The organism is Akkermansia sp. UNK.MGS-1, assembly GCF_000980515.1.
In the GTDB taxonomy this organism is placed as follows: Bacteria; Verrucomicrobiota; Verrucomicrobiia; order Verrucomicrobiales; family Akkermansiaceae; genus Akkermansia; species Akkermansia muciniphila.
In genome coordinates this window covers 21,980-48,968 of record NZ_LBCB01000036.1, presented here as the reverse complement: position 1 = coordinate 48,968, position 26,989 = coordinate 21,980, and the positions used below count along the sequence as shown (strand labels likewise).

General features: G+C 55.7%; 24 protein-coding genes. 13 read left to right on the top strand and 11 right to left on the bottom strand.

What is annotated here, in order from left to right:
- The first annotated feature begins 167 nt into the window (after window positions 1–167).
- The 6 genes from ilvC (at window position 168) to WW58_RS10545 (ending at window position 7,175) form a co-directional block, all read left to right on the top strand.
- Window positions 168–1,148 carry a ketol-acid reductoisomerase gene (gene ilvC, locus WW58_RS10570; protein ID WP_012420218.1) on the top strand — a complete coding sequence of 327 codons (981 nt, stop codon included), beginning with the start codon at window positions 168–170 and terminating at the stop codon, window positions 1,146–1,148.
- Window positions 1,149–1,247: 99 nt separating this feature from the next.
- Window positions 1,248–2,045: an ABC transporter ATP-binding protein gene (locus tag WW58_RS10565; protein WP_046437583.1), complete on the top strand. Its 798-nt coding sequence runs from the start codon at window positions 1,248–1,250 to the stop codon at window positions 2,043–2,045.
- Window positions 2,046–2,051: 6 nt separating this feature from the next.
- Window positions 2,052–2,747 carry a FadR/GntR family transcriptional regulator gene (locus WW58_RS10560; protein WP_022197000.1) on the top strand — a complete coding sequence of 232 codons (696 nt, stop codon included), beginning with the start codon at window positions 2,052–2,054 and terminating at the stop codon, window positions 2,745–2,747.
- Window positions 2,748–2,906: 159 nt separating this feature from the next.
- Window positions 2,907–4,688 carry an alpha-L-fucosidase gene (locus WW58_RS10555; RefSeq protein ID WP_102733053.1) on the top strand — a complete coding sequence of 594 codons (1,782 nt, stop codon included), beginning with the start codon at window positions 2,907–2,909 and terminating at the stop codon, window positions 4,686–4,688.
- A 347-nt stretch (window positions 4,689–5,035) separates the two neighbouring features.
- On the top strand, window positions 5,036–5,647 hold the full coding sequence (locus WW58_RS10550) for a hypothetical protein (RefSeq protein WP_217730260.1): 612 nt from the start codon (window positions 5,036–5,038) through the stop codon (window positions 5,645–5,647).
- 130 nt (window positions 5,648–5,777) lie between these two features.
- Entirely contained in the window at window positions 5,778–7,175 is a 1,398-nt protein-coding gene (locus WW58_RS10545) for a sulfatase-like hydrolase/transferase (RefSeq protein ID WP_102758663.1), read from the top strand.
- 115 nt (window positions 7,176–7,290) lie between these two features.
- On the opposite strand, the gene WW58_RS10540 is transcribed toward WW58_RS10545, so the two are convergent.
- Complete coding sequence (locus WW58_RS10540; protein WP_022197005.1) at window positions 7,291–7,659, bottom strand: FtsB family cell division protein; 369 nt, start codon at window positions 7,657–7,659, stop codon at window positions 7,291–7,293.
- A 28-nt stretch (window positions 7,660–7,687) separates the two neighbouring features.
- Complete coding sequence (gene eno / locus WW58_RS10535; protein ID WP_102733072.1) at window positions 7,688–8,968, bottom strand: phosphopyruvate hydratase; 1,281 nt, start codon at window positions 8,966–8,968, stop codon at window positions 7,688–7,690.
- Between the two features lie 431 nt (window positions 8,969–9,399).
- On the opposite strand from eno, the gene WW58_RS10525 reads away from it, so the two are divergent.
- From WW58_RS10525 to WW58_RS10515, 3 genes are all read left to right on the top strand, one after another.
- Window positions 9,400–10,641, top strand: coding sequence for an LL-diaminopimelate aminotransferase (locus WW58_RS10525; protein ID WP_046437574.1), 1,242 nt, complete (start codon window positions 9,400–9,402; stop codon window positions 10,639–10,641).
- 279 nt (window positions 10,642–10,920) lie between these two features.
- The gene (locus WW58_RS13550; RefSeq protein ID WP_180975828.1) at window positions 10,921–11,988 is read left to right on the top strand and encodes an FAD:protein FMN transferase; all 1,068 of its coding nucleotides are present in this window, start codon (window positions 10,921–10,923) and stop codon (window positions 11,986–11,988) included.
- Between the two features lie 65 nt (window positions 11,989–12,053).
- Complete coding sequence (locus WW58_RS10515; protein ID WP_180975827.1) at window positions 12,054–13,655, top strand: glycoside hydrolase family 27 protein; 1,602 nt, start codon at window positions 12,054–12,056, stop codon at window positions 13,653–13,655.
- Between the two features lie 337 nt (window positions 13,656–13,992).
- Here WW58_RS10515 and WW58_RS10510 read toward each other — a convergent pair whose 3' ends face one another.
- Both WW58_RS10510 and rpmB read right to left on the bottom strand, forming a co-directional pair.
- Window positions 13,993–14,217 (bottom strand): hypothetical protein, encoded by a 225-nt coding sequence (locus tag WW58_RS10510; RefSeq protein WP_012420228.1) that lies wholly within the window; start codon window positions 14,215–14,217, stop codon window positions 13,993–13,995.
- A 200-nt stretch (window positions 14,218–14,417) separates the two neighbouring features.
- Window positions 14,418–14,681: a 50S ribosomal protein L28 gene (rpmB, locus tag WW58_RS10505; RefSeq protein ID WP_012420229.1), complete on the bottom strand. Its 264-nt coding sequence runs from the start codon at window positions 14,679–14,681 to the stop codon at window positions 14,418–14,420.
- A 455-nt stretch (window positions 14,682–15,136) separates the two neighbouring features.
- On the opposite strand from rpmB, the gene WW58_RS10495 reads away from it, so the two are divergent.
- Window positions 15,137–16,138 (top strand): MDR family NADPH-dependent oxidoreductase, encoded by a 1,002-nt coding sequence (locus tag WW58_RS10495; RefSeq protein ID WP_022197010.1) that lies wholly within the window; start codon window positions 15,137–15,139, stop codon window positions 16,136–16,138.
- A gap of 191 nt (window positions 16,139–16,329) precedes the next feature.
- Here the strand turns inward: WW58_RS10495 and ruvX are convergent, their stop codons facing one another.
- The 4 genes from ruvX to WW58_RS10475 are packed head-to-tail and all read right to left on the bottom strand — an operon-like array spanning window position 16,330 to window position 20,420.
- Complete coding sequence (gene ruvX / locus WW58_RS10490; RefSeq protein ID WP_233465519.1) at window positions 16,330–16,734, bottom strand: Holliday junction resolvase RuvX; 405 nt, start codon at window positions 16,732–16,734, stop codon at window positions 16,330–16,332.
- A gap of 17 nt (window positions 16,735–16,751) precedes the next feature.
- Window positions 16,752–17,810: a mannose-1-phosphate guanylyltransferase gene (locus WW58_RS10485; RefSeq protein ID WP_046437500.1), complete on the bottom strand. Its 1,059-nt coding sequence runs from the start codon at window positions 17,808–17,810 to the stop codon at window positions 16,752–16,754.
- 32 nt (window positions 17,811–17,842) lie between these two features.
- Window positions 17,843–18,607 carry an isoprenyl transferase gene (locus WW58_RS10480; RefSeq protein WP_257227932.1) on the bottom strand — a complete coding sequence of 255 codons (765 nt, stop codon included), beginning with the start codon at window positions 18,605–18,607 and terminating at the stop codon, window positions 17,843–17,845.
- On the bottom strand, window positions 18,579–20,420 hold the full coding sequence (locus WW58_RS10475) for a DNA topoisomerase IV subunit B (protein WP_022197014.1): 1,842 nt from the start codon (window positions 20,418–20,420) through the stop codon (window positions 18,579–18,581). The genes WW58_RS10480 and WW58_RS10475 overlap by 29 nt, the downstream gene beginning before the upstream one ends.
- A 124-nt stretch (window positions 20,421–20,544) precedes the next feature.
- Here WW58_RS10475 and ispE point away from each other — a divergent pair, with 124 nt between their 5' ends.
- The 3 genes from ispE (at window position 20,545) to WW58_RS10460 (ending at window position 24,028) form a co-directional block, all read left to right on the top strand.
- A complete protein-coding gene (gene ispE / locus WW58_RS10470) occupies window positions 20,545–21,393 on the top strand; it encodes a 4-(cytidine 5'-diphospho)-2-C-methyl-D-erythritol kinase (protein ID WP_046437497.1) in 849 nt (282 codons plus the stop codon).
- A gap of 63 nt (window positions 21,394–21,456) precedes the next feature.
- Complete coding sequence (locus WW58_RS10465; RefSeq protein ID WP_012420236.1) at window positions 21,457–22,023, top strand: hypothetical protein; 567 nt, start codon at window positions 21,457–21,459, stop codon at window positions 22,021–22,023.
- A 19-nt stretch (window positions 22,024–22,042) separates the two neighbouring features.
- Window positions 22,043–24,028, top strand: coding sequence for an ATP-dependent DNA helicase (locus WW58_RS10460; protein ID WP_102738992.1), 1,986 nt, complete (start codon window positions 22,043–22,045; stop codon window positions 24,026–24,028).
- Window positions 24,029–24,035: 7 nt separating this feature from the next.
- Here the strand turns inward: WW58_RS10460 and WW58_RS10455 are convergent, their stop codons facing one another.
- From WW58_RS10455 to WW58_RS10445, 3 genes are read right to left on the bottom strand one after another with little or no spacing between them, the layout of a single operon-like run.
- Window positions 24,036–24,806 (bottom strand): energy-coupling factor ABC transporter ATP-binding protein, encoded by a 771-nt coding sequence (locus WW58_RS10455; RefSeq protein ID WP_046437494.1) that lies wholly within the window; start codon window positions 24,804–24,806, stop codon window positions 24,036–24,038.
- Window positions 24,803–25,615 (bottom strand): cobalt ECF transporter T component CbiQ, encoded by an 813-nt coding sequence (cbiQ, locus tag WW58_RS10450; protein ID WP_022197018.1) that lies wholly within the window; start codon window positions 25,613–25,615, stop codon window positions 24,803–24,805. The genes WW58_RS10455 and cbiQ overlap by 4 nt, the downstream gene beginning before the upstream one ends.
- A gap of 8 nt (window positions 25,616–25,623) precedes the next feature.
- On the bottom strand, window positions 25,624–26,667 hold the full coding sequence (locus WW58_RS10445; RefSeq protein WP_022197019.1) for an energy-coupling factor ABC transporter permease: 1,044 nt from the start codon (window positions 26,665–26,667) through the stop codon (window positions 25,624–25,626).
- Window positions 26,668–26,989 lie beyond the last annotated feature (322 nt).

The window sequence follows — 26,989 nt, the reverse complement described above, 5'->3', positions numbered from 1 at the left end:
CGTATTTTTCCGCTTTTTCCTGCCCCGTCCTTTCCGTTTTTTTGCAAAGAACAGGGAAAAACACAGGCGCCTGCTTAAAATAGGCTTGCAATCATGAGAAGGATGGATATGTTGACATTCATCCAAACATTGGATGTTTGGATGAATTACTTAAAGAAGGAGTAACAATGGATATTATTCATGACAACGCCGCTGATCTCAGCGCATTGAACGGCAAGACCGTTGCCGTGATCGGATATGGCGCCCAGGGGCGCGCTCAGGCACTTTGCATGCGTGATTCCGGTGTGAACGTGATTATCGGCGTTCGCCCCGGCAAGTCTTTTGACGCCGCCGCCCAGGATGGATTCCAGGTAATGAGCGTCGCGGAAGCCGCCGAAAAAGCGGACATCATTCACATTCTGCTGCCGGATGAAAGCCACGGCGCCGTGTATGAAGCTGAAATCAAGCCTCACTTGAAGGCCGGCAAGACGCTTTGCTGCTCCCATGGCTTCGCGTATGTTTTCAATACCATCGTCCCCCCCGCGGATGTAGATGTCATCATGGTGGCCCCCAAGGGCCCGGGCACGGAAGTGCGCCGAGTATTTGAAGAAGGGTTCGGCTGCCCCGGCCTGATTGCCGTTCATCAGAACCCCTCCGGCAAGGCCCGTGACGTGGCTCTTGCCATGGCCAAGGCTGAAGGCCTGACCCGCGGCGGCGTGCTGGAATGCACCATGGCCCAGGAAACGTATGAAGACCTGTTCGGTGAACAGAACGTCCTGTGCGGCGGTCTGGTGGACCTGATGAAGTACGGCTTTGAAACCCTGACGGAAGCCGGCTACCCGCCGGAAATGGCTTACTTCGAATGCGTGCATGAAGCCAAGCTTATTGTGGATCTGATTTATAACGGCGGCATTCAGAAAATGAACTCCGTGATTTCCAACACGGCCGAATTCGGCGAATATTACAACGGCCCGCAGATCCTGCCCGCGGAGGTGAAAGAACGCATGAAGGAATCCCTCAAGCGCATTGAATCCGGCAAGTTCGCCAAGGACTGGCTGGAAGAGGCAGCCAAGGGCGCTCCCAACCTCAAAGCCAAGCGCGAAGCCCTGGGCCAGCACCCGGTGGAAATCGTGGGCGCCAAGATTCGCAGCCTGTTTGAAAGGAACTAAGGTTTCTTTTACCTGGAACGCGTGCCGTTCCGCCGGAATGCGGCGGAGCGGCACGGATATTCCCGGGCTTTTCCCGGAAATCCGCCATTTGTTCAGTTTATGGAGCACGCCACGCCGGCCGTCAATGTGGAAAACGCCAGGGTATACCTGGGCGGGCACGAAATCCTGCACAATATTTCCTGGCAGGTGCAGCGCGGAGAACGTTGTTTTATTCTGGGGGCCAACGGCGCCGGAAAGACAACGCTGGTCAAGGTGCTGATGGGGTTTGCGTGGCCGCTCTTCGGAGCCAGGGTGCAGGTTCTGGGCAAGACCTTCGGGCACGTGAACCTGCTGGAATTGCGCAAGTCCATTGCGTGGGTGAGTCCGTTCATGCACAAGTGGCTGGAGGATGGCTCCTGGAACGGGCGCGACATGGTGCTTTCCGGCCCCGACGGCACTATCGGCCTCTTGAGGGAGCCGACGCCGGAAGAGGAGGAAAAAGCCGCAGGAATCATGAAATCCCTGAAAGCGGAGCATTTGATAGACAGACCGGTGGTAGCCATGTCTTCCGGGGAACAGGTGAAAGTGCTGATTGCCCGGGCTCTGATGACGAATCCGGAACTGATGATTCTGGACGAACCCAGCGTTTATCTGGATTTGGCAGGGCGGGAATTTTTATTGAAAACCATTGAAGAACTGGCTGAAACGAGGCCTGATCTGACCATCGTGTTCATCACCCAGCGCATTGAAGATATCCTTCCCGTATTTAACCGCGGCATGATTTTAAAGTCTGGAGAAATCGTGGCGCATGGAAGCCGGGACGAGGTGCTGACGGAGGAAAACCTGAAAGACGCCTTTGGGCTGGATATCCAGTTAATCAAGACGGAGAAGGGGCGTCTCTGGACCGTTATCCGATAATTTTTCATGAAGCAGTCCAAGACAATGGAGCTGAAGAAACCGGTGCGGGTGTCCCTGGCCCGCCAGGTGCTTACCGCCATGGAATCCATGATACGGTCCGGCAAATGGAAGGTTGGAGACCGCATTCCCGCGGAAGCGGAACTGGCCCGTGCCTTTTCCGTCAGCCACAACACCATCCGCGAAGCCCTTCAATCCCTGATTCACATGGGGATGCTGGAAGCGCGCCCCGGGGACGGCACGTACGTGATGGCGTCAGACCGCTTTGCCGTCGCGGTGAGCAACCGCCTCAAGGAATCCGAGCTGCCTCAGATTCTGGAGGCGCGGCTGGCTTTGGAAAAGGAAATTGCGCGGCTGGCCGCCGTTAAAAGGACGGATGAAGATTTGAAGGAGCTGGAAAATGCCCTGGAAGACTGCCACGGCAGGGTAAGGCAGGGCATTGAGGATGACATGCTGTTTCATGCCGCCGTGGCCCGCGCCACGCATAATCCGGTGCTCTCGGAATTATATAACGTGGTCATCCGCCATGTGCAGGAGAATCTGGAAAAGCTGCTTCAGGAGAAGCAATACGACTCCGGCGCCATGAAGCTGCATGACGACCTTCTCGCAGCCATCAGGAATCAGGAGGCGGATGAGGCGGAGAACATTATTGTAAAGATTGTGGAATTTGACACCGTCAGTATAGGCGGGTCATGCCCTTCTTAAATTAACGGAACAGGCGATTCCCATCATGCGGAATCGGCATTTTTTTCTTTTCGGCCTTTTTAGTAAGGCCGTCCGGAGAAATGAAATTGGGGAACAAGAAAGCAGAACCGGCATGAATAATTCTGAAAGAAAAAGTGTTGCGTTTTGTATTCATTGGTAATGAAGGCGAATGTATTTTCCATAATGATGTTGTTCTTTCATCTGTTTCCGGCATATGGAATCGACCCCAGCGTGAGGGGATTTGAAGAACTTCATGAAGTGTTGAAAAGTGCGGTTCGGGAACTTGATACCGTTCAGTCTCCGGATCATCTTTCTATGGCTATGAAGTATTTCCGTGCCTTGGTGGAGGAATGTGGGCGTAATCCCGATCTTGTTGCCGTTCTTGAGCTTACTTCAGAATCATGTCCCCCTCAACTAAAGGAGGCTTATAAAGCGGCAATGGAGTTGCAGGGGAAATTGCATGATGCCTCTAAACGGCTGGCTATGAGTGGAATGATGCAAAATAAAGAGGAAATCAAACCGTATTTGGAGTTTATGCAAAAGTTTACTTTAAAGAAAAATGCTCAAAAAAGAACGGAACCGCAGGTGCATGAAGGAGCGCCTCCCGAGACTGAGGATGCCCGGGACGCAAGAATGAAATGGTGGCGAGATGGAAAATTCGGCATGTTCATCCATTATGGGTTGTATTCCGGGCTGGCGGGGGAAATTCAGGGGAAAAAATATAAGGGATGCGTGGAATGGATTATGCAGTATTCCGGAGTGGATAGCGAAACATACGCCAGAGAGGCCCTTCCCCGGTTTAAGCCCAAACGCGGAAAGGCTGAGACATGGGTAAAATTGGCCAAAGAGGCCGGGTGCGTTTATACAATCCTGACAAGTCGGCATCATGAGGGTTTTAACATGTTTGATTCAAAATTCAGTGATTTTAACGTTAAAACGACCAAGGGTGTTGATATTGTAAAGGAATATGCAGAGGCATGTAAAAAATATGGAATGAAGGCAGGATATTATTTTTCCCTTCTTGACTGGAGCCATCCGGATTACGATCCGACAGGTTCAGGCATTTCTTATCCTAAGGGTAACTATGAGGCTCAAAAACAAGGACGGCGGCAATTCGGGAACCATGAAAAATACAAGGATTACCTTTACAATATTTTCAATGAGCTGCTGACCAGTTATGCCCCGGTAGATCTGGTATGGTGGGATTTCAGCCAGCCTGGTTTTCAGGGAGATAAGGCGTGGAATGCGACAGCATTGATGAAGAATCTTTTTGAAAAAAATCCCAAGGCAATTCAAAATAATCGCTTGTACCATTCTGCAAATCATCTTAGTGAAGGGGGAATCAGAGTAACTCCCGCATGGAAAGGGGATTATTCCACAGCGGAACACCATATTCCGGCAACTGGCATTAATGGAGATTGGGAAGCATGCCAGACTCTTAATGGAACATGGGGATATTCAGCGGATAATCAGGAATGGAAAACATCTCAAGCCCTGATTCGGGAGTTAATTGATACAGTTAGCCGCGGAGGGAACTTTCTGCTTAATATAGGCCCCATGCCCGACGGATCCATTCCTCCTGAAAGCATCCGTATTTTCAAGGAAATCGGTTTCTGGATGAAAAAAAACGGTGAAGCCATTTATGGAACCAGAGCCAATCCGCTGAATATTGAACTGACATGGGGACGCCTTACCAGAAAGGGGGAAGATATTACCTATATTTTTGTTTATGATAAACCGGATAATGGAGAGCTGACCATTCCCTGCTCGTTTGAGGGTGATGTGAAAGCGGTTCTGCTTGGCGGAGAGAAAACTGTCAACATGAGTCAGGATAAAAAGTCCAATACCACGACATTCTACATAAAAAATATGAAGATGGATACAGCCGCCACTGTGATCAAGGTGATGGGAAAACGCATGATTCACAAGAGGTCCGCGTGACCCTTCCGAGGGAGCTGGAAGGGGCGAAGGTTCCAGCTCCCCATTTTGAAAATGACATTGGATCGCCCTGTGTCACGGATGATAGTTTGCCGGACAAGGCAGTAAAAACAGCCAATGTGGTTTGTTTTATATTCTATCTGTAAAAATAGAATGAAGCCGGATTGTGTAGGAAGAGAAAGACCGACGTCCTTTTTTCCTGTTTTTAAAAAGTGGTATTCCCATGAATGGGATGCGTGTGGGAACGGGCTATGTTTTTTATTCTTTAACGAATATGGAAGTTTGTTAGAGTGCCCGATATGGCTATCCACACTGAATGGAAGTGCCTGGCATGCGGCGCCTTTCTGGCTATGGAAGATGTGAATATGGCTGCAGATATGGTGTTATGCCGCTCCTGCAATAAGATAAGCAAATTTTCAGAGATTGTTCAGGAGGAAAGGGATGAGGAAATTCTTGATTCCATTCCCCGCCGCATGAGCGTGACGAAAACGGCGAGGGGGCTGGAAATAACGTATAAGAAACCAAAAGGTGCGGGACTTTTTCTACTGATGTTTTCGATTTTTTGGAATTCTGTAACATGCGTTGCCCTGTTTGCGGTGAGGAAGGAAATGTCTTGCGAAAATCTGTTCGGACTATTGTTTTTAATCCCTTTTGTTCTGGTTGGGGCTGGTACATTTGCGGGAGCTTTTTATGTGTTGTTTGGCCGCATGACGCTGATCCTGACGCCAAGCAGGGGGGAATTGTTCCGAGGAGTAGGTAATCTGGGCCGCCGACAGCATTTTTTGCTGGAGAAAGATTCCCGTATTTCCATCGAGGAAAGCAGTATACGGCGGAATCATGGAACTCTGTATAAAATTGTGGTGGAGCAACCGGGAGGAAAGCCATTCGAGTTTTGTACGGGTATTGAGGAAGCGGAGGCCCGGCAGTATATAGCGGCTCTTTTACGACAGATGAGAGAGTAGTTCTGCCGTTCCGTAATTTCAGGCAAAGTCATGGAACGCCGGAGGATCTGGTTTGCGGAAACGAAGCGTCAGGGAATTTCTGAATGAGGTTTTTTGATTGATAGGGCGGCTAAGATACGTAGATAAACGCATGATGAAGAAAGAGCGCCTTTTGTTGATTCTATGCGGTTTGTTTTGCGGAGCGGCAGTGGCGCAGCCCCGTCTTCCCACACCGCCGAACATGATTGTCATTCTGGCGGATGACCTGGGTTATGGGGATTTGGGCTGTACTGGTTCCAGGCAGATTAAAACGCCTTCCATTGACCGGCTGGCCAAGGAGGGCGTGTTTTGCTCCCGGGCGTATGTGACGGCACCGATGTGTTCCCCCTCCCGCATGGGATTGCTGACGGGGCGTTTCCCCAAGCGTTACGGCATCACGACGAATCCCAATATCCAGATGGATTATCTTCCGGAGTCCCACTACGGGCTGCCGCAGACGGAAAAATTGATTCCGGAGTATTTGGCCCCCTACGGGTACCGGAGCGCGGTATTCGGCAAGTGGCATCTTGGCCATACGAAGGGATACACGCCGCCGGAGCGCGGTTTTACGCATTGGTGGGGGTTCCTGGGCGGTTCCCGGCATTATTTCCCCGTGAAGAAGGAGGCTGAAGGCCTGAATCCCTCCATGATTGTATCCAATTTTACGGATAAGACGGACATCACCTATTTGACGGACGATATTACAGACCGGGCGGTCGAATTTCTGCGGGAAGCCGGAAAGGATAAGAAACCTTTTTTCATGTTCGTTTCCTACAATGCCCCCCATTGGCCCAATGAAGCCAAACCGGAGGATATCGCCAAATTCAGGAACGTGCAGAACGGGGAACGACGGGTTTATTGCGCCATGGTATATGCGATGGACAGGGGAATAGGCCGCATTCTGGATGCCTTGAAAGCGGACGGTTTGGAAAAGGATACCATCGTCGTCTTCCTGTCGGACAATGGAGGCGCTCCGGAAGCTTCTTCCTGCAATGCCCCTTTCCGGGGTGCCAAGAGGCAGCATTTTGAGGGAGGTGTTCGCGTACCTTTTATTATCAGATATCCGGCGGACAAGCGTTTGATTCCCGGAAGCGTTTGCAGACAGCCTGTTTCCTCCGTGGATTTGCTTCCTGCTTTGCTGAAGGCGAATGGCCGTCACATTCCCAGGAAGCTGGACGGCATGGATATTCTGGAGCTGGTGGGGAACAAGGGAGCTTCCGTTCCGCGCACCTTTTTCTGGTGTACGGATTATACGTCCGCTGTGCTGGCCGGTGATATGAAGTACCTGCTGGTACCGGACCGCGCTCCGCAGTTTTACAATGTGGCGGATGATCCCCAGGAACAGAGGGATTTGTATTTTTCCAGGCACCAGGATGCGGATTCCCTCGCTAAAAAGCTGGGAACATACCTGACTACGACGCCTGCATGCCGTTTTCCCGACAGTATCAGCTGGTCCGCCAAATTGATGAGGGAGTATGACAAGACTGAGCCGGACAGACAGCCAGAGTAAGGCTGCGTTAGATTTAGCCCGTATTTCGTTCTGCATGCCAGCGTTTGGGAACCTCCCACGACGGGAGAGGGGGAGGAACCGCGTGCATGGTTTTCTTTTCCCGCTGAAAAACGCTTTATTTCAGGCGCTTGGGTTCCGCAATGCGGAGAATGTGCTCTCCGGGAAGGGCCAAGTTGCCTTTATCCCGGGCAATCATTTCAAAGTAGTGGGGATCCTGTGAGATCCAGATAAATTCGTTTTTTGCCTGTTCCATCTGCTCCCTTGATTTTTCCAGATGAGCCTGAAGGAAGGAACGTTCATGCTCCAGGGAGCGCAGATCCTTCCATGGCTTGAAACACACCAGGGAAAGCAGCATCGTCAGGCACAGGGCCAGGACAATGGCAAAGAGGCGCAGGGCTCTCTGGACGATCAGGGCACGTTTCTCCCGGCGGATTTCAAGCTCCGCCAGGGTAAAACGGTGGTAGTAGCGGCGTCTCCAGAGCATTCCTTGCAGTCAAACGACACATTTTTGATCATAGAATATGAATTTTACCACCATAAACTGCGTCATTTCCCAGTTCTTCTTCAATTCTAAGCAATTGGTTGTATTTGGCCATGCGGTCGGAACGGCTTAGAGAGCCGGTTTTGATTTGCCCCGCGTTCGTCGCTACGGCAATATCCGCGATCGTGGCGTCTTCCGTTTCCCCGGAGCGGTGGGAGATGATGGCGGAGTATTTGTTATCCTTGGCCAGTTCCACCGTATCCAGCGTTTCCGTCAGGGAACCTATCTGGTTGACTTTCACCAGGACGGCATTCGCTACATGGCGGGAAATGCCCTGATTCAGGAATTCCACATTCGTCACGAACAGGTCGTCCCCTACCAGCTGGGTATTGCCGCCCATGGCTTTAGTGAGCTGTTCCCAGCCCAGCCAGTCGTTTTCCGCACAGCCGTCCTCAATGGAAATGATGGGGTATTTTTTCTGGAGTTCCTGATAGTAAGCCGTCAGTTCCTCCGCCGTTCTGCCTTGGCCGTCTGATTTTTTGAAGACGTACAGGTTCCGGGAGGGATCATAGAATTCGGAGGAAGCCACGTCCAGGGCAATGAAGATATCCGTGCCCAGGGTGTACCCGGCCCGTTTTACGGCCTGTGCAATGCATTCCAGGGCGTCGTCCGCTGATTTCAGGGCCGGGGCGAATCCCCCTTCATCCCCCACGGCAGTGGAAAGGCCGCGGTCATGCAGCACATCCTTGAGCGCATGGAAAACTTCCGCCCCGTAGCGCAGGGATTCCCGGAAAGTGGGAGCCCCCTTGGGCATGATCATGAATTCCTGAAAGTCAATGGGGGAGTCCGAATGGGCCCCTCCATTGATGATGTTCATCATGGGGACGGGCAAAACCTTGGCGTTCGGCCCGCCCAGGTATTTGAAAAGGGGAAGGTTGAGCTGAATGGCGGCGGCTTTCGCCACGGCGAGGGAGACGCCCAGGATGGCGTTGGCCCCCAGGCGGGATTTATTGGGCGTGCCGTCCAGGTCGATCATGATTTTGTCAATGGCCGGCTGCAGGGTGGCATCGTGCCCTGATATTTCCGGGGCAATGATTTTATTGATGTTTTCCACGGCTTTAAGCACGCCCTTGCCTCCGTAGCGCTTGGCGTCCCCGTCCCGGAGTTCCCAGGCTTCATGCTCTCCGGTGGAGGCTCCGCTGGGGACGGATGCGCGTCCGATAGCTCCCCCGGCGAGGGCCACGTCCACTTCCACGGTGGGATTGCCCCGTGAGTCGATAATTTCACGGCCGCGGACGTCGATGATTTCCATTTCATTCATGATCATAAGATTTTTTCTTGTTCTTTTTAGACAGGGAAACGGGTTTTTCCGTTCCGGAGAAGCATGTCATGTCCCTGGAAGTTCCGGTTTCAAAAGCAGGACTGGCGCAGAAGGGGGGATGAAGATTGCCGGCGTCTTCAGGACCATAATGCCCCGCAGAGTGAAGGTTTTTTCTTGCCGGGCATCTGCCTGCCCATTTTTGGGAATCTTGCCCGGAAAGAAACTCAGGGAAATCAGGGAAGACAAGACGTTTGGTGAGGAGCATGAAACGCAGAGGGACAGGAGCAGCCGCTTTGGCACGGTGGAAACAGCATCAGGGGAAGACGCACCGTTTCGTGACGCAGGGAAGGACGGCATGCCGGAAAGGGGCCTTGATTCCGTCCCGTTCCGGGTATGGAATAAAAGCGCTTACTACTAAAACCATGCCTAACATTAACGATAATTTTCTCAAGTTGCAGGCGGGATATTTGTTCCCGGAAATAGGGCGCCGCGTACATGCGTTTGCCGAATCCCATCCGGAGGCGGCCAAAAGGCTGATTCGCTGCGGCATCGGCGATGTGACGGAGCCGCTTCCCATGGCGGCTATTGAAGCCATGCACCTGGCCGTGGATGATTTGTCCACTCATGAACGTTTTCACGGCTACGGTCCGGAGCAGGGGTATTTCTGGCTGAGGGAGGCAATCGCCAAAAAAGCCTATCAGGTTCACGGCGTGCATGTGGAAGTGGATGAGATTTATGTTTCTGACGGAGCTAAATGCGACACGGGAAACATTCTGGATATTTTCGGGACCGGCAACAAAATCGCCGTGCCGGACCCGGTTTATCCCGTGTATGTAGATACCAATGTCATGGCCGGGAATACCGGGAGTTCCAGCCCGGATGGTTCTTATGAAGGGCTGGTGTATCTGCCGTGCACTCCGGAAAATAATTTTGTGCCGCAATTGCCTGATGAGCATGTGGATTTGATTTACCTGTGTTTCCCGAACAATCCCACCGGAGCCGTGGCTTCCCGGAATGAACTGCTGAAATGGGTGGAATACGCCCGGGCGAACCGTGCCATTATTCTTTATGATTCCGCTTATGAGGCTTTCATACAGGATTCTTCCATTCCCAGATCCATTTTTGAAATTCCCGGCGCGCGGGATTGCGCCATTGAGTTCCGTTCCTTCTCCAAGCAAGGAGGCTTTACAGGGGTGCGCTGCGGTTATGTGGTGATTCCCAGGGAATTGCACGGATATGATTCCGAAGGGAACAAGGTTTCTATCAGCCAGCTCTGGAGCCGCCGCACCAGCACGAAATTCAACGGCGCTTCCTATATTGTCCAGCGGGGCGCCGCGGCTCTGTTCACCATGGAGGGCATGGCCCAGACCGCCGCGCTCATCAGCCATTACCTGGGGAATGCTTCGCTTCTGCTGAATGCCTGCCGCCAGGCGGGCATGCGCGTGTGGGGCGGGGAAAACGCCCCTTATGTATGGGTACAGTGTCCGGATGGTCTGGACAGCTGGCAAATGTTTGACAAGATGCTGCATGAGGCGAATGTGGTTATTACGCCTGGTTCCGGTTTTGGTTCCAGGGGGGAAGGATTCTTCCGCATTTCCGCGTTTAATTCACGGGAAAACGTGGATGAAGTCTGCCGCCGCATCCACAGCCTGTTTGCCAGATAGAAGGGCGTTTTCAGACAGATTGTCCAGGCCGCGGTGCAAAACACCGCGGCCTGTGTATTTCTTTTCGGGTGAGTTGATGACCGTGGCATTGCATTTCCTGCCGGGAGGGGGCTCCTGTAAAAAGGTCATCTTCCTTTCTTACGGATTTGGACCGGGAAAGAGCAGAGTCCGTTTTCAAGTGATGGGATTCCGGTAAAGGGGCGTTCCTATGGCATATTCGGCCCTTGCCCCCGTTCATTTGTACGGAGTAGGTTGTTGCTTATGTCCCCGTGGGTGCGCATGAGTTCCTTTTTCCGGCAGGCTGCTTTTCCTGCATGTTGCGCCTGCCTGCTGTCTGTTGCTGGCGCCATCCGGGGGCAGGAAGGGGAAGCGGAGCTCCCTTCTGTGGAGCCGCTTTCCTGCGCGCACTCCCCGGATGGGAGGGTAACAGTTCGGGGGGCGGTTATGGGTACGGTGTTCACGGTGCGCGCTTATCCCGGGAGTGGCATGGACGCGGGAGATGCGGAGAGGATTTGCGGGGAGGCTCTGGCCTGTGCCGCCCATTGGGAAAAAGTGATGTCCGCCATGGATGCGGAAAGCGGTCTGGCCCGGCTTAATGCTGCGGAATACGGCATTTCCGTGCCTGTTTCTCCGGAATTGGAAAGGGTGCTTCTTCTGGCCCTGGATTATGCCCGGCTGACGAACGGCGCTTTTGATCCCACGCTGGGGCCCTGCATCCGTCTGTGGAAAAAGAGCCGCCGCCTTGGCATTCTTCCGTCCGGCGAGGAACGGGAATGCGCGCTCCGTGCATGCGGATGGGAAAAGTTGTCCGTCCGTAAGGGAATGGCGGTCAAGGCGGTTTCTGGAATGAGGCTGGATTTGGGAGGCATGGGAAAGGGCTTTGCTGTGGACCGGATGGCGGAGATGTTGAAAACAAGGGGTGTATGTTCCTTCTTCATTGACAGTACCAGCGATGTTCTGGCCGGCGCTCCTCCTCCCGGGGAACCGGGATGGCGGCTGCGGGTGGATACGGGAAATGGGCAGGGGGAAGTGTTGCTGTTGAGCCATGCGGCCGTTTCCACTTCCGGGAGCGCCCGTCAGATGGTGAAAATTGGCGGGAAAGCGTATTCCCACGTGCTTGATCCCCGGTCGGGGCTGGGCGTTACGGAAGGGAGGCAGGTGAGCGTCCGGGCGTCTTCCGCTGCGCTGGCGGATGCCCTGGCGACGGCAGGGTGTGTGATGCGTGAGGAGGAGTTCCGTTCCCTGGCGGCCGGATTGCCGGGAGTGTCCGTTCCGGCCTTTTTTCAAAGTCCGCCATGTTCTGCGGGGGAAACGCAGAAACAGGATGGACTGCGGAAGGAGGGATGAATGGGGGCAATGAAAGGAATGGCAAAGCAACTACGTTTTTAAGGTACACCTTTATAACCCTATTTATGAGATTGTACCATTTTTTACTCCCTGCCGTTGTCAGCGCTGCCGTATCCGCATCATTTGGGGCAGAGTTTCCTAATCCCTATCCTGCGCCTGTTCCCGGTGTCCGCCTGACTCCAGAAATTCCGCTTTCACCCTCCATTAATGGCGCCCGTATCGTCGGGGCTACCCCCGGTTCCCGCATGCTGTTCCAGGTTCCCGTCTCCGGGGAGCGGCCCATGAAAATTCAGGCAACAGGGCTTCCCCCAGGCCTGAAGATGGATTCGCGCGGATTGATTGCGGGTACCGCTCCGTCCGGGAAGAGGGAATACAAGGTAAATATCCAGGCTTCCAACAGGCATGGAAAGGATATGAAGGAGCTGATTCTGAAGGTGGGGGACGAATTGTGCCTGACTCCGCCCATGGGCTGGAGCAGCTGGTATTCCTACAGTGAGGCTGTAGGGCAGGATAATGTGCTGAAGACGGCACGGCTTTTTGTGGAACGGGGGCTGGTCAATCATGGCTGGACCTATATCAACATTGACGACTGCTGGCAGGGCAGGCGCGGAGGGAAGTATGGCGCCATTCAACCCAATAAGCGTTTTCCTGACATGAAGGCCATGTGCGACGCTATTCACGCCATGGGCATGAAGGTGGGCATTTATTCCACGCCTTGGATGGGAACGTATGCCGGTTTTATCGGAGGGAGCGCGCCTAACGCTAAGTCGGACTACGGGGAAATGGCCATTCCGGAAAAGGAGCGCAAGCAGGAGGATCAAATTTTTGGAAGTTATCCGGGCGTTCATCGCAGAAAGGCGGATCATGTGGGAGCCGTCTGGCTGTTTGACCGTGACGCTAAACAATGGGCGGATTGGGGGGTCGATTATGTGAAGGTGGATTGGAACCCCAACGATGTGCCTACGACAAAACGTATCCGCAAGGCGCTGGACGAGTCCGGAAGGGATATCGTGCTCAGCTTGTCCAATGCCGCCCCGTACGAACATGTGGAAGAGCTGGGCAAGCTGGCGAATTTATGGCGGACGACGGGGGATATCCAGGATCACTGGGGCAGCGTCAGCGGCATCGGTTTTTCCCAGGAACGCTGGCAGAAGCATATGCGCCCGGGACATTGGAATGACCCGGACATTCTCCAGATTGGGAAGCTGGGCAAACCTAACCAGCCCAACACCACGTTTGTCCAGACGCGGCTGACTCCGGATGAACAGTACACTCACGTGACCCTGTGGTGCCTGCTGTCCGCTCCGCTCATCGTCTCCTGTGATTTGGAGCATATTGATTCGTTTACGATGGGGCTGCTTACCAATGACGAGGTGATAGCGGTGGATCAGGATCCGGCTGCCCGCCCCGCCCGCAAAGCGTGGCGCCAGGGGAGTTTCCAGGTGTGGACGAAGGAGTTGTCCGACGGTTCCGTGGCGGCCGGCTTTTTCAATACCGGGAAGGAGAAAGGAATTTTGAAGGTGAATCTGAAGGAGCTGGGGCTTTCCGGCGCGTATGAGGCAAGGGACCTCTGGAAACGCGCTGACCAGGGGACCGTACAGGGAGATATGGCGGTAGAATTGAACGGGCATGGAGCATCCATGTTCCGGTTCAGCAAAAAGAAGTAACGGGAAGGAGACGGCTCTGTATTCATTCAGGGGCGGCAGGTATATGCCGCCCCTGAAGCCTGTGGCAGGGGAGGCTTTTAATTGAACCGGCATCCATAGAAACAAACCTTCTGCACAAAATCCCACTTTTAAAGTACCTGCCTGCGGATTGCCGGATTCCAGGGGGCAGGAGGGGCTGTGAATGCCTCCCCTGTACCAGAGCTTGCGCTTCAATTCCGGAAAGTTTTTCCCGGGAAGCCTTTGTTATTGTGTAATAAAAAAACCGCTCCGGCAGATCCGGAGCGGTTCTTATAAAAGAGATTGATGTGACTTGCCTTAATCTCTCCCGACAGCTTTTCTAGGCGGCAATGCCGAAATGCTGCTGAATGGAGGCGAAAATCTTGTCGCGACGGGCGCGGGCTTTTTCAATGTCACGGGTTTTCAGCGAGAATCTCAGGCGTTCCGCCGTGGAGTCCGGCTTGTGAACCGTAACGTGGCACCACCAAACCCCCCTGTTATTCCACAGGTGGTGGTTGGGGTTGTCATCATTAATTCTAAGAGCGATTTTGGTTTGGGCTTTCATCTGTGTGATCTTTTCCAGTAGAGGACGTATTGTTTACGTCCGTTGGCGTATTAATGTTTCAATAAAACCTTCAACTTGGAGGTGCCTCACTTAAGCAGATGATCCCTTGTCTTTTTGGACATCTTTTTCTGCCAGTTGCTCACCTCGTTGAAGCCTTAGAGTTCAAGTGGTGAAACAACGTTCAAAAAAAAGAATCTTTTTTACAGGAGACCTACTTTTTTAAGAGTGTTGTAAGCACCGTTCTTGTTGATCGTACGCAGGGCCTTGGCGGAAATCTTCATTTTCACGAATTGACCGAGTTCAGGAACCCAGATGCGCTTCTCCTGAAGGTTGGGGAAAACGGTACGATTGACAGTCTTAGTGACGTGACGACCAATACCGCCCTTTTTCTTGGCAAGACCGGAGCGATGGATACGACGACCTTTGTGAGGCATGGTACCTCTGATGATGCAAATTCGGGACATGGCAATCGAAGTTATTTGTTAATGCGAGAGAGATAGTCTAGCGTATTTTTGCCTAAGGTCAAGAACAACCGGACGAAAGCCCTGGAATTTATCCTGGACTGTACGGAAGCATGCCTTTTCTTTTGCGTGAACTCCGGTTTTTTCTTCCATGATGAAGAGGGGCTGCAGAGGCGGTGAGCTGAAAGCGGGAGAGGCTGATCCGGGAAAATGAACGGTACCGCAGATAAAGAGGAAAATGAGGCGTTCTTCCGTATTTTTTCCCGGACTTCCTCTGTGGAGCAGGGGCAGGCCGGATAGCCGGGCCGGATGAAGGTCTTTCTCCACAGGAAAAGTGCAGAATGCGGGAAAGATTGCACCCCTGGGTTTTTTCACGGCAGCGGTATTATGGCTGACTGCTCCCGGGTAAAACGTATCCGGCGCTTGCACGGAGGGGCGTTCCATGAGAAAGTGAAAGCATGAGTGAGAATCATTATGCAGAGTTTTCCGAATGCAGCATGAAGCCCCAGGAAGTGCTGGAGTACGTTTCCGGCCCCATTCCCGTTCCGGAGGAGGGAGAAGTTCTGGTCCGGATGAAGGCGGCCCCGATCAATCCGGCGGACATCAATTTTGTGCAGGGAGTTTATGGTTTGAAGCCCGTATTGCCGCACTCCCGCGCCGGCCTGGAAGGCTGCGGCGTGGTGCAGGAGTCTCGCGCAGAGGGATTCCGAGAGGGAGATGAGGTGATTCTCCTGCGCGGCGTGGGTTCCTGGAGCGAGTATGTGGCGGTTCCCTCCGTGAATGTCATGAAGCTTCCGGTGGGGGTAGATCCCGTCCAGGCGGCCATGCTGAAGGTGAATCCCCTGACCGCCCTGCGCATGCTGGAAGGGTTCGTTTCCCTGGAGCCGGGGGATTGGCTGGTGCAGAATGCCGCCAATTCCGGAGTGGGAAGGTGCATTATTCAACTGGCCCGTGAAATGGGCGTGAAGACAGTGAATTTTGTGAGAAGGCCGGATGAATTGAGGGATGAATTGACTGAGCTGGGCGCCGATCTGGTGGTGGGCGAGGATGACGGGGATGTGGTGAAGAATACGCTGGCCCGCCTGGATGGAAAGAGGCCTGTGCTGGCTTCCAACGCCGTGGGCGGAGAAAGCGCCCTGCGCCTGATGGATATACTGGCTCCCGGCGGGAGCATGGTGACGTACGGAGCCATGAGCCGGAAGAGCATCAAGGTGCCGAACGGTTTTCTGATTTTCAAGGGTATTAAACTGGAGGGGCTGTGGGTGACGCAGTGGCTTAAGAATGCCCCTGTTTCAGAGATTGAGGCCGCCTATGACAAGCTGGCGCGCCTGATGGCGGACGGCAGGTTGAAGCAGGCCGTGGACACCGTTTATCCGCTGAGCGATGTGCGGAAAGCTGTGGAGAAGGCCCAGGAGGAGTTCCGCAGCGGCAAGGTGGTGCTGAGCATGGATTGCGCCTGATGCGCGGAAAGGGAGCTTTGTTTTCCCGTACTGCGGAATGCTGAAAGGACGTTTTCAGCGTTCCGTGGTTGGGGGCGTTGGCTGGCGGCGTTTTTGTTTGCCGGGAGAATGGTCTTGCTCAGGAAACGGGAAGTAAGGAGTTCCGTAGGAGCGTAGAGCCGGGAGGGACGGAGCGTGCGCGCCGTTTGGCTTCAGCCCAGCGTGGAATCAAGCCAGGTGTTGAGTATTTCCACGGCGGCTACCTGGTCGATGACGGGGCGGAAGTTTTTTGCCTTTTTCCCGGCGGCGTGCAGTTTTTCCTGCGCAATGACGGTGGTGAGGCATTCATCCATGAAGATCAGGGGAAGGCCGGGAAGGGCTGCGGCCAGTTCCCTTCCGAAAGCGCGCACCTTGGCCGCGGCAGTTCCTTCCGTGCCGTCCATGCGGACGGGAAGACCCAGCACCAGGGTGCGTATTCCCCGTTTCTGGACGAGCTGGACAATGCGGGAAATTCCGTCCGTCTGATGCCTGTGGATGGTTTCTACGGGATGGGCCATGATGCCCACGGGGTCCGTGGCGGCAATGCCGATGCGGGCTTCTCCGTAATCGATGCCCAAGGCGGGGTGCGGACTGGTCATCTGAGTTCGTCCGGCAGCTGGTTGACGATTTTCTTGATTTCGTCCGCCTTGTTTTTATCCGCAATGAGGATGGCGTCCGCCGTTTCCACCACAATCAGGTTTTCCACTCCCAGCAGGGCCACGTGCTTGTCTCCTTTCTGGGAGAAAACAATGTTGCCGGAGGCGTCCTGCACGGTGATGTCCGTGTTGGTGGTATTTTTATTGTGGGTTTCCAGATAGTTGGCTACGGATATCCAGGATCCTACATCGTCCCAGTCAAAGGTGGCTTCTATGTTCAGCACTCTGTCCGCATGCTCCATGAGCGCGAAGTCTATGGAAATGGGGGTGAGCGCCGGAAATTCTTCCCGAATGGTTTCCTGCGGGGCCGGAGATTCGGCAACGTGTTCCACGAAGGAGGCCAGTTCCGGGCAGTGCTTGTCCAGCTGTTCGCACACGGCGGGAATGCTCCAGACGAACATGCCGGCATTCCAGCAGAAATTGCCCCGGCTCAGGTAGGATGCGGCCGTGGCCGTGTCCGGTTTTTCGCGGAATTGAATGACTTCACGGCAGGAACAGCCCGGAACGGATTGGATTTCTTCTCCGCGTTCAATGTAGCCGTAGGAGGGGCAGGGCCAAGTAGGCTTGATCCCCACAGTGACAAGCGCTTTTTCCCTGGCAGCCGTGTCCATGGCAGCTTTCATCAGGGTGCGGAAAGATTCCTGGTCCTGAATGAGCTGGTCGGAGGGGATGACGAGCATGACTCCGTGCGGATCCGCCGCCTTGATGAGGCCGATGCCCAGGGCGATGGCGGGAGCCGTGTCCCGGCGCACGGGTTCGGAAATGATGTTGTCCACGGGAATATCGTGGGCCTGGCGGCGCACTTCCGCTTCCTGCAGATGGTTGGTCAGGATAAAGATGTTTTGCCGGGGCACCAGCCCGTCCAGCCTGTCGATGGCCTGGCGGAGGAGGGTTCCTTCCCCGAACATGTTCAGGAGCTGTTTGGGGCGGTGGTCGCGGGAGAGGGGCCAGAAACGGGTGCCGCTGCCGCCGGCCAGGATAAGAGCGTATTGGTTCATGTCTGTTTCGCAGGAATGGGGGTTAAAAAAGGTCAGAGCGCTCCGAAACGGCGTTTTCTGCGGGAGTAGTCCAGCAGAGCGGCTTCCATGTCCCGGTCGCCAAAGTCCGGCCACAATGTGTCCGTCACGTAAATTTCCGCGTAGCTGATCTGCCAGAGAAGAAAGTTGGAGACGCGCATTTCTCCGGAGGTGCGGATAAGCAGGTCCGGTTCCGGCATGCCGGCGGTGTCCAGATACTCGCCGAACAGGTCTTCCGTCACGGCATCCGGCTGGAGCTCCCCGCGGGAGACTTTTTCCGCTATTTTCCTGGCGGCGGAGGCAATTTCCCCACGGCTGCCGTAGGAAATGGCCAGAACCAGGTTGAGCCTGGTGTTTCCCGAAGTGGCTTCCAGACTGTCCTGAAGAAGTTTCCGGGTGCGGGCGGGAAGACGGGAAAGGTCGCCTATGGCATGAAGGCGCACGCCTTTTTCCATCATTTGATGGAGACGTTTTTTCAGGAATTCGTGCAGCAGGAGCATTAACGCGTGCACTTCCGTCTTCGGGCGGTTCCAGTTTTCCGAGGAAAAAGCGTAAAGAGTGAGCCAGGGAATATTATGGGTCATGCAGAAGTCCGCACAGCGCTCCACCGTATCCGCTCCCGCCCGGTGGCCTGCCTGCCGCGGCAGATGACGGCTGTTCGCCCAACGGCCGTTGCCGTCCATGATGCAGGCGATGTGAATCGGCAGTTTTTCCTTGGGAATGGTAAGCATAGATAGGCGTTGCTTTACTCTAGTCCATGACCGGATCCAGTTCAACACGCAAGTTGTTCAGGATGTATTCCTGTCTTTCCCGCGTGTTTTTGCCCATGTAGAAGGACAGCAGGTCTTTCACCTTGTGGGAGTCTTCCAGACGGACGCGGTCCAGGCGCATCCCTTCCCCGATGAAAGCCTTGAATTCCTGGGGGGAGATTTCTCCCAGGCCTTTGAACCGGGTAATTTCCGGGTTTTTCCCCAGCAGGCCGATGGCTTCCTCCCTTTCTGCGTCCGAGTAGCAGTAGATCGTTTGCTGTTTGTTGCGCACGCGGAAGAGGGGCGTCTGGAGGATGAAAAGGTGTCCCTCCCGTATCAATTCCGGAAAGAACTGGATGAAGAATGTCATCAGCAGGATACGGATGTGCATGCCGTCGTCATCAGCGTCCGTGGCGATGACCACTTTGTCATAGCGCAGTTCCTCCAGCCCGTTTTCAATGTTCAGGGCATGCTGGAGGAAGTTGAATTCCTCATTTTCATAGACGACTTTACGGCTCATGCCGAAGGAGTTCAGCGGCTTGCCCCGCAGGGAGAAAACGGCCTGGGTTTCCGCGTCGCGCGCCGTCGTGATAGAGCCGGAGGCGGAGATACCTTCCGTAATGAAGAGGGTGGTTTCCCCGGCGCGGGAGTGCTTGGAGTTGTAATGCACCCGGCAGTCCCGGAGATTCTTGTTGTGAATTTTGGCCTTGCGGGCGTTTTCGCGCGCCAGTTTCTGGATGCCGGAGAGTTCCTTGCGGTCCCGTTCGGAATCCTTAATCTTGGCTTCCAGGGCTTTGGCCGTTTCCGGGTTTTTGTGCAGGTAGTTGTCCAGCTCCCTGGCAATGAAGTTGCCCACAAAGGTGCGGATGGTTTCCCCTTCCGGGCTGATGGTGTTGGAGCCCAGTTTGGTTTTGGTCTGGGATTCGAAGACGGGTTCCTTCACCTTGATGGAGATGGCGGCTACGAGGGAGGAACGGATGTCCCCCGCCTCATAATTTTTCTTGAAGAAGTCCCTCAGGGTTTTGACGATGGCTTCCCGGAAGGCCGCCTGGTGGGTGCCTCCCTGGGTGGTGTGCTGCCCGTTGACGAAGGAGTAGTGCTCCTCCCCGTATTGGCCGCCATGAGTGAAGGCCACTTCAATGTCATGCCCTTCCAGGTGGATGATGGGGTACAGGGGTTCTTCGCTCATCGCTTCCGCAAGCAGGTCCAGCAACCCGTTTTTGGAGATGTAGCGGCGGCCGTTGAAATGCAAGGCCAGCCCTTTGTTGAGGTAGGAGTAGTATCTGCACATTTTTTCGATATACTCCGGCCGGAATTGCGTGGCCGCTGGAAAGATATCCGGGTCCGCGTGGAAAGCCGTGCGGGTGCCGTTGGGTTCCTCCGTGGCGCCGTCCTTCCGTCCCTTGGGGATTTCCTTTCCGCGGCAGAACTGGTAGGACCGCGTTTCCCCGTCGCGGTAGGCCTGGATTTCAAAAAAGTCGGACAGGGCGTTGACCGCCTTGATGCCCACGCCGTTGAGGCCTACGGATTTTTTGAAAGCGTCGCTGTCATATTTGGCTCCGGTGTTGATTTTTGCGGCGCAGTCCAGCAGTTTGCCCAGCGGAATGCCGCGGCCGAAGTCGCGCACTTCGCACAGGCCGTCCGGAGTCACGTCAATGGTGATTTTTTTGCCGAACCCCATGACGAATTCGTCGATTGAGTTGTCGATGACTTCTTTTAAAAGGACGTAAATGCCGTCGTCCGGAGAAGCGCCGTCCCCCAATTTGCCGATGTACATCCCCGGGCGCATGCGGATGTGTTCCCTCCAATCCAGGGTTTTGATGCTGTTTTCGTCGTAGGCCATGTGCAACGGGGTCGCGCTTATTATAGCGGCGCCCCCGGAATTTGCGAAGAAAAAATGAGGGCCCGTCCGTTTGTGTTTGATGAAGCTTGACCCGGAGGCCGTCCCTTGGTGGAATCCACGGCGTATGATCAGTTGCAAGGCTCCGTGCAAAGTGAACGTTTCCCTCCGCGTTCTGGGAAAGAGGCCGGACGGCTTCCATGAGGTGGATACTGTGATGGTTCCCCTGGATTTGTGCGATGTGCTGGAGTTTTCCCCGGCGGCCTGTCTGGAAATGAGCTGCGACGCCCCGGGCGTGCCTCTGGATGAGAGCAACCTGGTTATGAAAGCGGGACGGCTGATGGAGCGGGAGCTGGGAAGGTCCATGCCGTGGCATGTCCGCCTGGTGAAAAAGGTGCCCCATGGTGCGGGGCTGGGCGGCGGCAGCAGTGACGCCGCATGCGTGCTGCGTACCCTCAATGAGCTGGAACACGGAGGTTTGTCCCGGGAGCGTCTGGCGGAGCTGGGAGGGGAAATCGGCTCCGACGTGGGGTTTTTCATTTATGGCGCGGCGAGCCGCTGCACCGGGCGCGGAGAGAAGGTGGAGCCCTTGCCGGAGTGGAAGGGATGGCGTCCCCGGGTTGTTTTATTGAAGCCGTCGTTTGGGGTTTCCACACCGGACGCCTACCGCCGCTGGTCCGGTTCCAGGGAATTGCCCGACATTCCTTATGGGGAGCAGGATGTGGGCGGCCATGTGCTGGTCAATGATCTGGAAAGGCCCGTGTTTGAAAAGCATTTATTCCTGGCGGAAGTGAAGCGCTGGCTGATGGGGCGGCCCGGGGTGCGCGGCGCCATGATGTCCGGTTCCGGTTCCACCATGTTCGCCGTGGTGGAGGATGAAGGAACCGGACGCGCGCTGATGGAGGATGCCGCCCGGGAGCTGGACCCCACTTTATGGATGTGGTCCGGCCTGGTGATGCAGGATGACGCGCGGTAAAAACATGATTCCGCAGGAGGCCTTGCCTTGACGGAGGGGGATGCATGCCGTTACACTCCGTCCATGATTAAGAGTTTGTTGGCAGGCATGATGGTGGCGGCTGTATGCGCCGTCCAGGCCGGTGAATATGGGGACAGCGCCGTCCGGGCCGCCCGGGAGCTTTCCGGGGCGGTGAAGACGGGCGACATGATGTGGATGATTGAGAAGATGTACCCGCCCATGAAGAAGCAGCTTGTTGCTTCCTTTCCAGGCGGGGAGGCCTCCTTCATGGAGACCATGAGGGAAAAGATGCAGGCCGCCGCCGCCGTGATGAAGGAACGCGGCATGGTGGTGGAGACGTATGAAATAGGCCAGCCTGCGGCGGAACATCTGGTGAAGGGAGGCGGGGAGGTGCTGGTGGTGCTTCCCACGCGGATGGTCATTTCCATGAAGCGTCCGGACGGGGTGCCCGTGAAGGTGGAGAATACCGGTGTTCTGGTGCTGGTGAAGGATTTGAAGGATAAGGGGCCCTGGACGTTCATCGACGCTTCCAGAATGAATGCGAACGGCTTGCGCTCCATGTTCTATGACCTGCCTGAAAAGGTGAATCTTCCGCCGGTTTCTTCCCGCCAGCTTCCCGTGGGCCAGTAAGGGGGGCAGGTTCCCACATATGAAGGCCGCCGGGGAAGAGGGCATGGAAGGCGTCAGCGCTTTTGAGGCTTATGTCCACCGGGCATTTGCCCCGGACGGATTGTTTTCCCGCGCCAGGGATTTTGAGTACCGGGAGGAGCAGCAGAGCATGGCCCTGGCTGTGGCGAGGGCGCTCCAGGTGGATGCGCCGCTGCTGGTGGAGGCCGGCACAGGCGTGGGCAAATCCCTGGGGTATTTGCTGCCGGCGGTGAAGTTTGCTTTGGATTTTGACCGGAAGGCGGTGATTTCCACGCATACCATCAATTTGCAGGAGCAGTTGTTCAACAAGGATATTCCGCTGCTGCGCACCGCCCTGGGGATTGATTTTTCCGCCGCCCTGCTGAAGGGCAGGCAGAATTACCTGTGCCATACCCGCCTGCGGCGTGCGCTGGCGCAGATGGATTCCCTCTTTACGCAGGGTGAGGCCGCGGAGTTGAAGAGGATCCAGGACTGGGCCCTGAGAACGCAGGACGGCACCCTGAGCGATATGGCATTTCGGCCGTCTTCCAAGGTATGGGCCATGGTCTGCAGCGAACCGCATGCGTGCAGCATGCGCCATTGCGGCCCTTCCTGTCCGTACCAGGCAGCCCGCAAGCGGGTTCTGGAGGCCAAAGTAGTGGTGCTTAACCATACCCTGTTTTTCGGGCTGATGGCCCAGGCGGAGGATTCCGAGGAGGCGGGGTTCGTGTTTCCCGGGGATTTTGTGATTCTGGACGAGGCTCACATGATTGAGAACATCGCCGCCCGCCAGCTAGGCGTCCAGCTCTCGGAACCGCATTTGAATTATGAATTGCTGCGGATGTACAATCCGCGCACGCACAAGGGGTTGCTGAAACCGCTGAACAATCCGTCCCTGTTTCAGCGGGTTCAGGACGTGATGGACGCCTCCGGCCTGTTTTTCCAGAATGCGCGGGATGACCTGGGGTTTGCTGGTTCCGGAAAGATTGTCCGCATTCTTCAGCCGGAGTGGTCGCAGGATATTCTTTCTCAGCCTTTGATGGAACTGATCGGGGAATTGAAAACGGAGAGGGAGAAACAGGAGGAAAACGCAGCCGCGAAGGATGAACTGGCGGATATGGCCGCCCGGATGGAGGAGGCGCAGGCTTCCCTGAAGGTGCTGATGGACATGACGGAGGAAGGTCACGTATATTGGGCGGAGCGTTCCGGTCCGGATGGAAGGAACATGAGCGTTTGCTCCGCTCCCGTGGAGGTGGGAGATATTTTGAGGGAACGCCTGTTTTTCGCCGGACGTTCCGCCATTCTGACTTCCGCCACGCTGGGGACCGGAGATGCGGACATGAGTTATTTTGCGGGGCGCGTAGGGGCGGAAAGCGTTCGGAAGCTTCAGATTGGAAGCCCGTTCAATTACCGGGAGCAGATGCGGCTGATTGTAGCCCGCTCTATGCCGGAGCCGGACCAGCCGGAGTATGCGGAAGTTTTGCCGGAATGGATTAAAAGGTATCTGGCGGAGTCCCGCGGCAGGGCTTTCGTGCTGTTTACCAGCTATCGTCTGATGGTTCAGGCGGCGGAGAAAGTGCGTCCTTTTTGCGAGGAACAGGGATGGACGCTGTATGTGCAGGGGCAGGATATGCAGCGGCATGCCATGCTGGAGGCGTTCCGGAAGGATGTGGACAGCGTGCTTTTCGGTACGGACAGTTTCTGGACCGGGGTGGATGTGCCGGGAGAATCTCTTTCCAACGTTATTGTCACGCGCTTGCCGTTTGAAGTGCCGGATCATCCGCTTGTGGAGTCCCGTTTTGAGAGTATCAGGGAACGCGGGGGGAATCCGTTTTACGAATATTCCGTACCTGTAGCCATTCTGAAGCTGCGGCAGGGGGTAGGGCGGCTGATCCGCACCAGGAGCGATTCCGGCATGGTGGTGATTCTTGATCCGCGCGTAGCTACCAAGAGGTATGGAATGCGTTTTCTCAAGTCCCTGCCGGAGGCCCGGCTGGAGTTTGTATGAGGTTTTTTCAGGATGCCCCGGAATTGTTCCGTTGCCTCTCCTGCCGCATCAGGAGGTAGCTGAGGGGTTGTTCCAGGCGCGCTTCTTCCAGAAGGGAGCGGTCTGCAAAGATGTCGGGAACGGGAGCGTCTGCCAGGATGGAACCGTCTTTCATTACGATGCAGCGCGTGCACAGATCCATGACCATGTCCAGATCATGGGTAGCAATGATTTTGGTATGGGTGAATTGGCGCAACAGGCTGATGAGGGTACGGCGGGAGGCAGGGTCCAGGTTAGCGCTCGGTTCGTCCAGCACCAGGATGTCCGGACTCATGGAGAGGACCGTGGCGATGGAGACGGCCCGTTTTTCCCCTCCAGAAAGATGGTGGGTCATTTTGTCTGCCAGGGCTTCCGCATGGACTTCCCGCAGGGCCTGTTCCACGCGGCGGCGGATTTCCTCCGGGGGGAGCCCCATGTTGAGCGGCCCGAAGGCCACGTCTTCCCGGACAGTAGGCATGAATAGCTGGTCTTCCGCCTGCTGGAAGACCATTCCCACGCTTTCCCGGACGCGGGCGACGGTTTTGGGGGTCACGGGAATGTCCCCTACCCGTACCTGGCCGGAAGAGGGGGGCAGCAGGCCGTTGAGGTGGAGCAGCAGCGTGGATTTCCCTGCGCCGTTCCCGCCTACGACGGCGACGGATTCCCCGTGGGTGATGCGCAGGGAAACGCCGTTCAGCGCCGGAGGGGAATCCGGGTAACTGAAACACAAGTCAATAGTTTCTACAAGGTGGTGGCTCATGGGATGAGGCTGCGGGCGTACTGGCCCGCGAGCATGGTGATGTTGAAACAGCGGAACAGAATGACGAGAATGCAGAAAAGAAGGCCTCCCGCTGCGCCGCGGCCAGTGATGACGCTGCGGGAATTGACGAATTCAGGATCTTCCCCGCCTCTGCACAGGACGGCCTGGTAAATGCGTTCCGCCCGCCCGAATGTCCGCAGCAGAAGTTGTCCGGCCATAGCCCCCCACGTGGAAAGAGGGATGGGCCCGGAGCCTCCCCGCCGGGAGCGGAATGCCATCAGCATATGTTGGCATTCATCCACCAGGATAAAGGCGTACCGGTACAGGAAGGTCATCAGCGTGATTAGAATGCGCGGAGCGCCGAGCTGCCTCAGGCCGCGGCAGAGAGGCGCAAAGCCTGTGGAGGCCAACAGCGTGAAGGCACCCAGGATGGTGAGCATGCACCTCAGGATGATGGAGATGAAGGAGATCATGCCCTGCGTGACGGGAATGCCGAACCATTCTCCCATGGGAGTTCTGTCCACCAGAGGGTTGAAGAGGCCTATCATGACGGCGACGGGCAGCAGCCACAGGGTACGTTTCAGAAGGTAGCCCAGGGGAAGGCCCGCCAGGCGGATGACACAGACCGGGAACAGGAAGAAAGGCAGGAGCCCCGTAATTTCCTGCGGAGGCCAGGAAAGAACGCAGATTTGATAGACGAGGAAAGCTCCGATTTTAATGCGGGCGTCCAGACGGTGGATGCCGGTATTTCCGCAGGAAAACCGATCCATCTGGCGGAATTGCTGCGAGGCGTCCGTAAACAGTGGCATGGGGAGGGTCAGCGGGGGCAGTGGCTGTGCGGTTTTCTGCCGAACAGGAAACCGGCCGCAAAAATAAGGGCTGCGATAATGGCGCTTCCCAGCACGCCGGCCATGCTCGTTTCAGGGTTGACAATGGAGGAGGAAGCTTCCGTTTCCGCGGTGTTTGCCCCGTCATCAGCGGGAAAGGCGTAGTCCGGCATAATGGCGGTGGCCTCCTGTACGGTTTCCAGGTTCCGGTGGAGGGGGGACGGTTCCGCCAGCCTGGTTTCTTCCGACCCGGTGACTCCGGCTACAGACCATTCCAGTCCGTCAGGATAGGCGGAGGCGAACCAGGAGAGGGCGGCTCCGCAGAGCAGGGCCGCTACCGCAAAGATGCCCAAAACGGTCCAGGATGCTTTTTTGACGGTTCCGGTTTCCAAGTCGGCCGGGCGCAGCAGGGACGGCTGTGCCTTGCTGATGAAGATGACGACGGCTGCCGTAGCAAGGCCTTCTACGGTGCCGATGGCCAGATGAATGGGCAGCATCAATTCAACAAATTGGGCGAAGGGCAGGGCTGAGATGCCGGAGGCCGTTGTTTCCAGAACGACGGAGAAGGCCCCCATCTGGAGCCCGATGACGGCGGCGATGACGCTGGCCAGCGTGATGCGGCCCGTGCCGGTTTTTGTTCCGGCCAGGGGCCTGTAAATGAAAGGGTAAGCCACCAGGCAGGAGAAAAACCCCATATTGAAAATATTGCAGCCCAGGGCCAGCAGTCCCCCATCCGCAAAGAAAAGGGCCTGCACCGTCAGGATGGCCGCCATGACCAGGAACCCCGCATACGGTCCCAGAAGGACCGCCAGGATGAGGCCGCCGCCCAGATGGCCGCTGGAGCCGGTGCCCGGAATGGTGAAATTCAGCATCTGGCAGGCAAAGATGAAGGCTCCCAGCACGCCCATGAGCGGGACGAGCCGCATTTCTTTTTCCTGCCTGACCTTACGTGCGCAGAGCGTTGTAATTGCAGCGGAAGCCGCCCACATGGTGCAGCCTACCGCCGGTGAGATGAAGCCGTCCGCCATATGCATGATGTTGATGCCTTTCTATTGAATAGTGTGAAGTATTGCTGAAAGCCCCGTACCGGGCAGATTGGCGCCACTTTAGCATAAACGCCGCAAAGCCGAAGAAGGAAATGCGGCAACGGAGGAAAGTATGTTCCTTCCGCTTCTCGGTTTTGGTTCCCGTGCGGAGCTGGTAAGGACTATTTCCGGCAAAAGAGCCTTTCCGGAGGGGGAACGGAAGGGAGGGCGCGTTTCTTCGGGTGTATCCGGCGGCAATTCATCTGCCGTTCCGTGCCGACAAAGGGTGTGGACGGGTTGGGCGTGATGCAGGCGGGAAAACTGTCTGCTA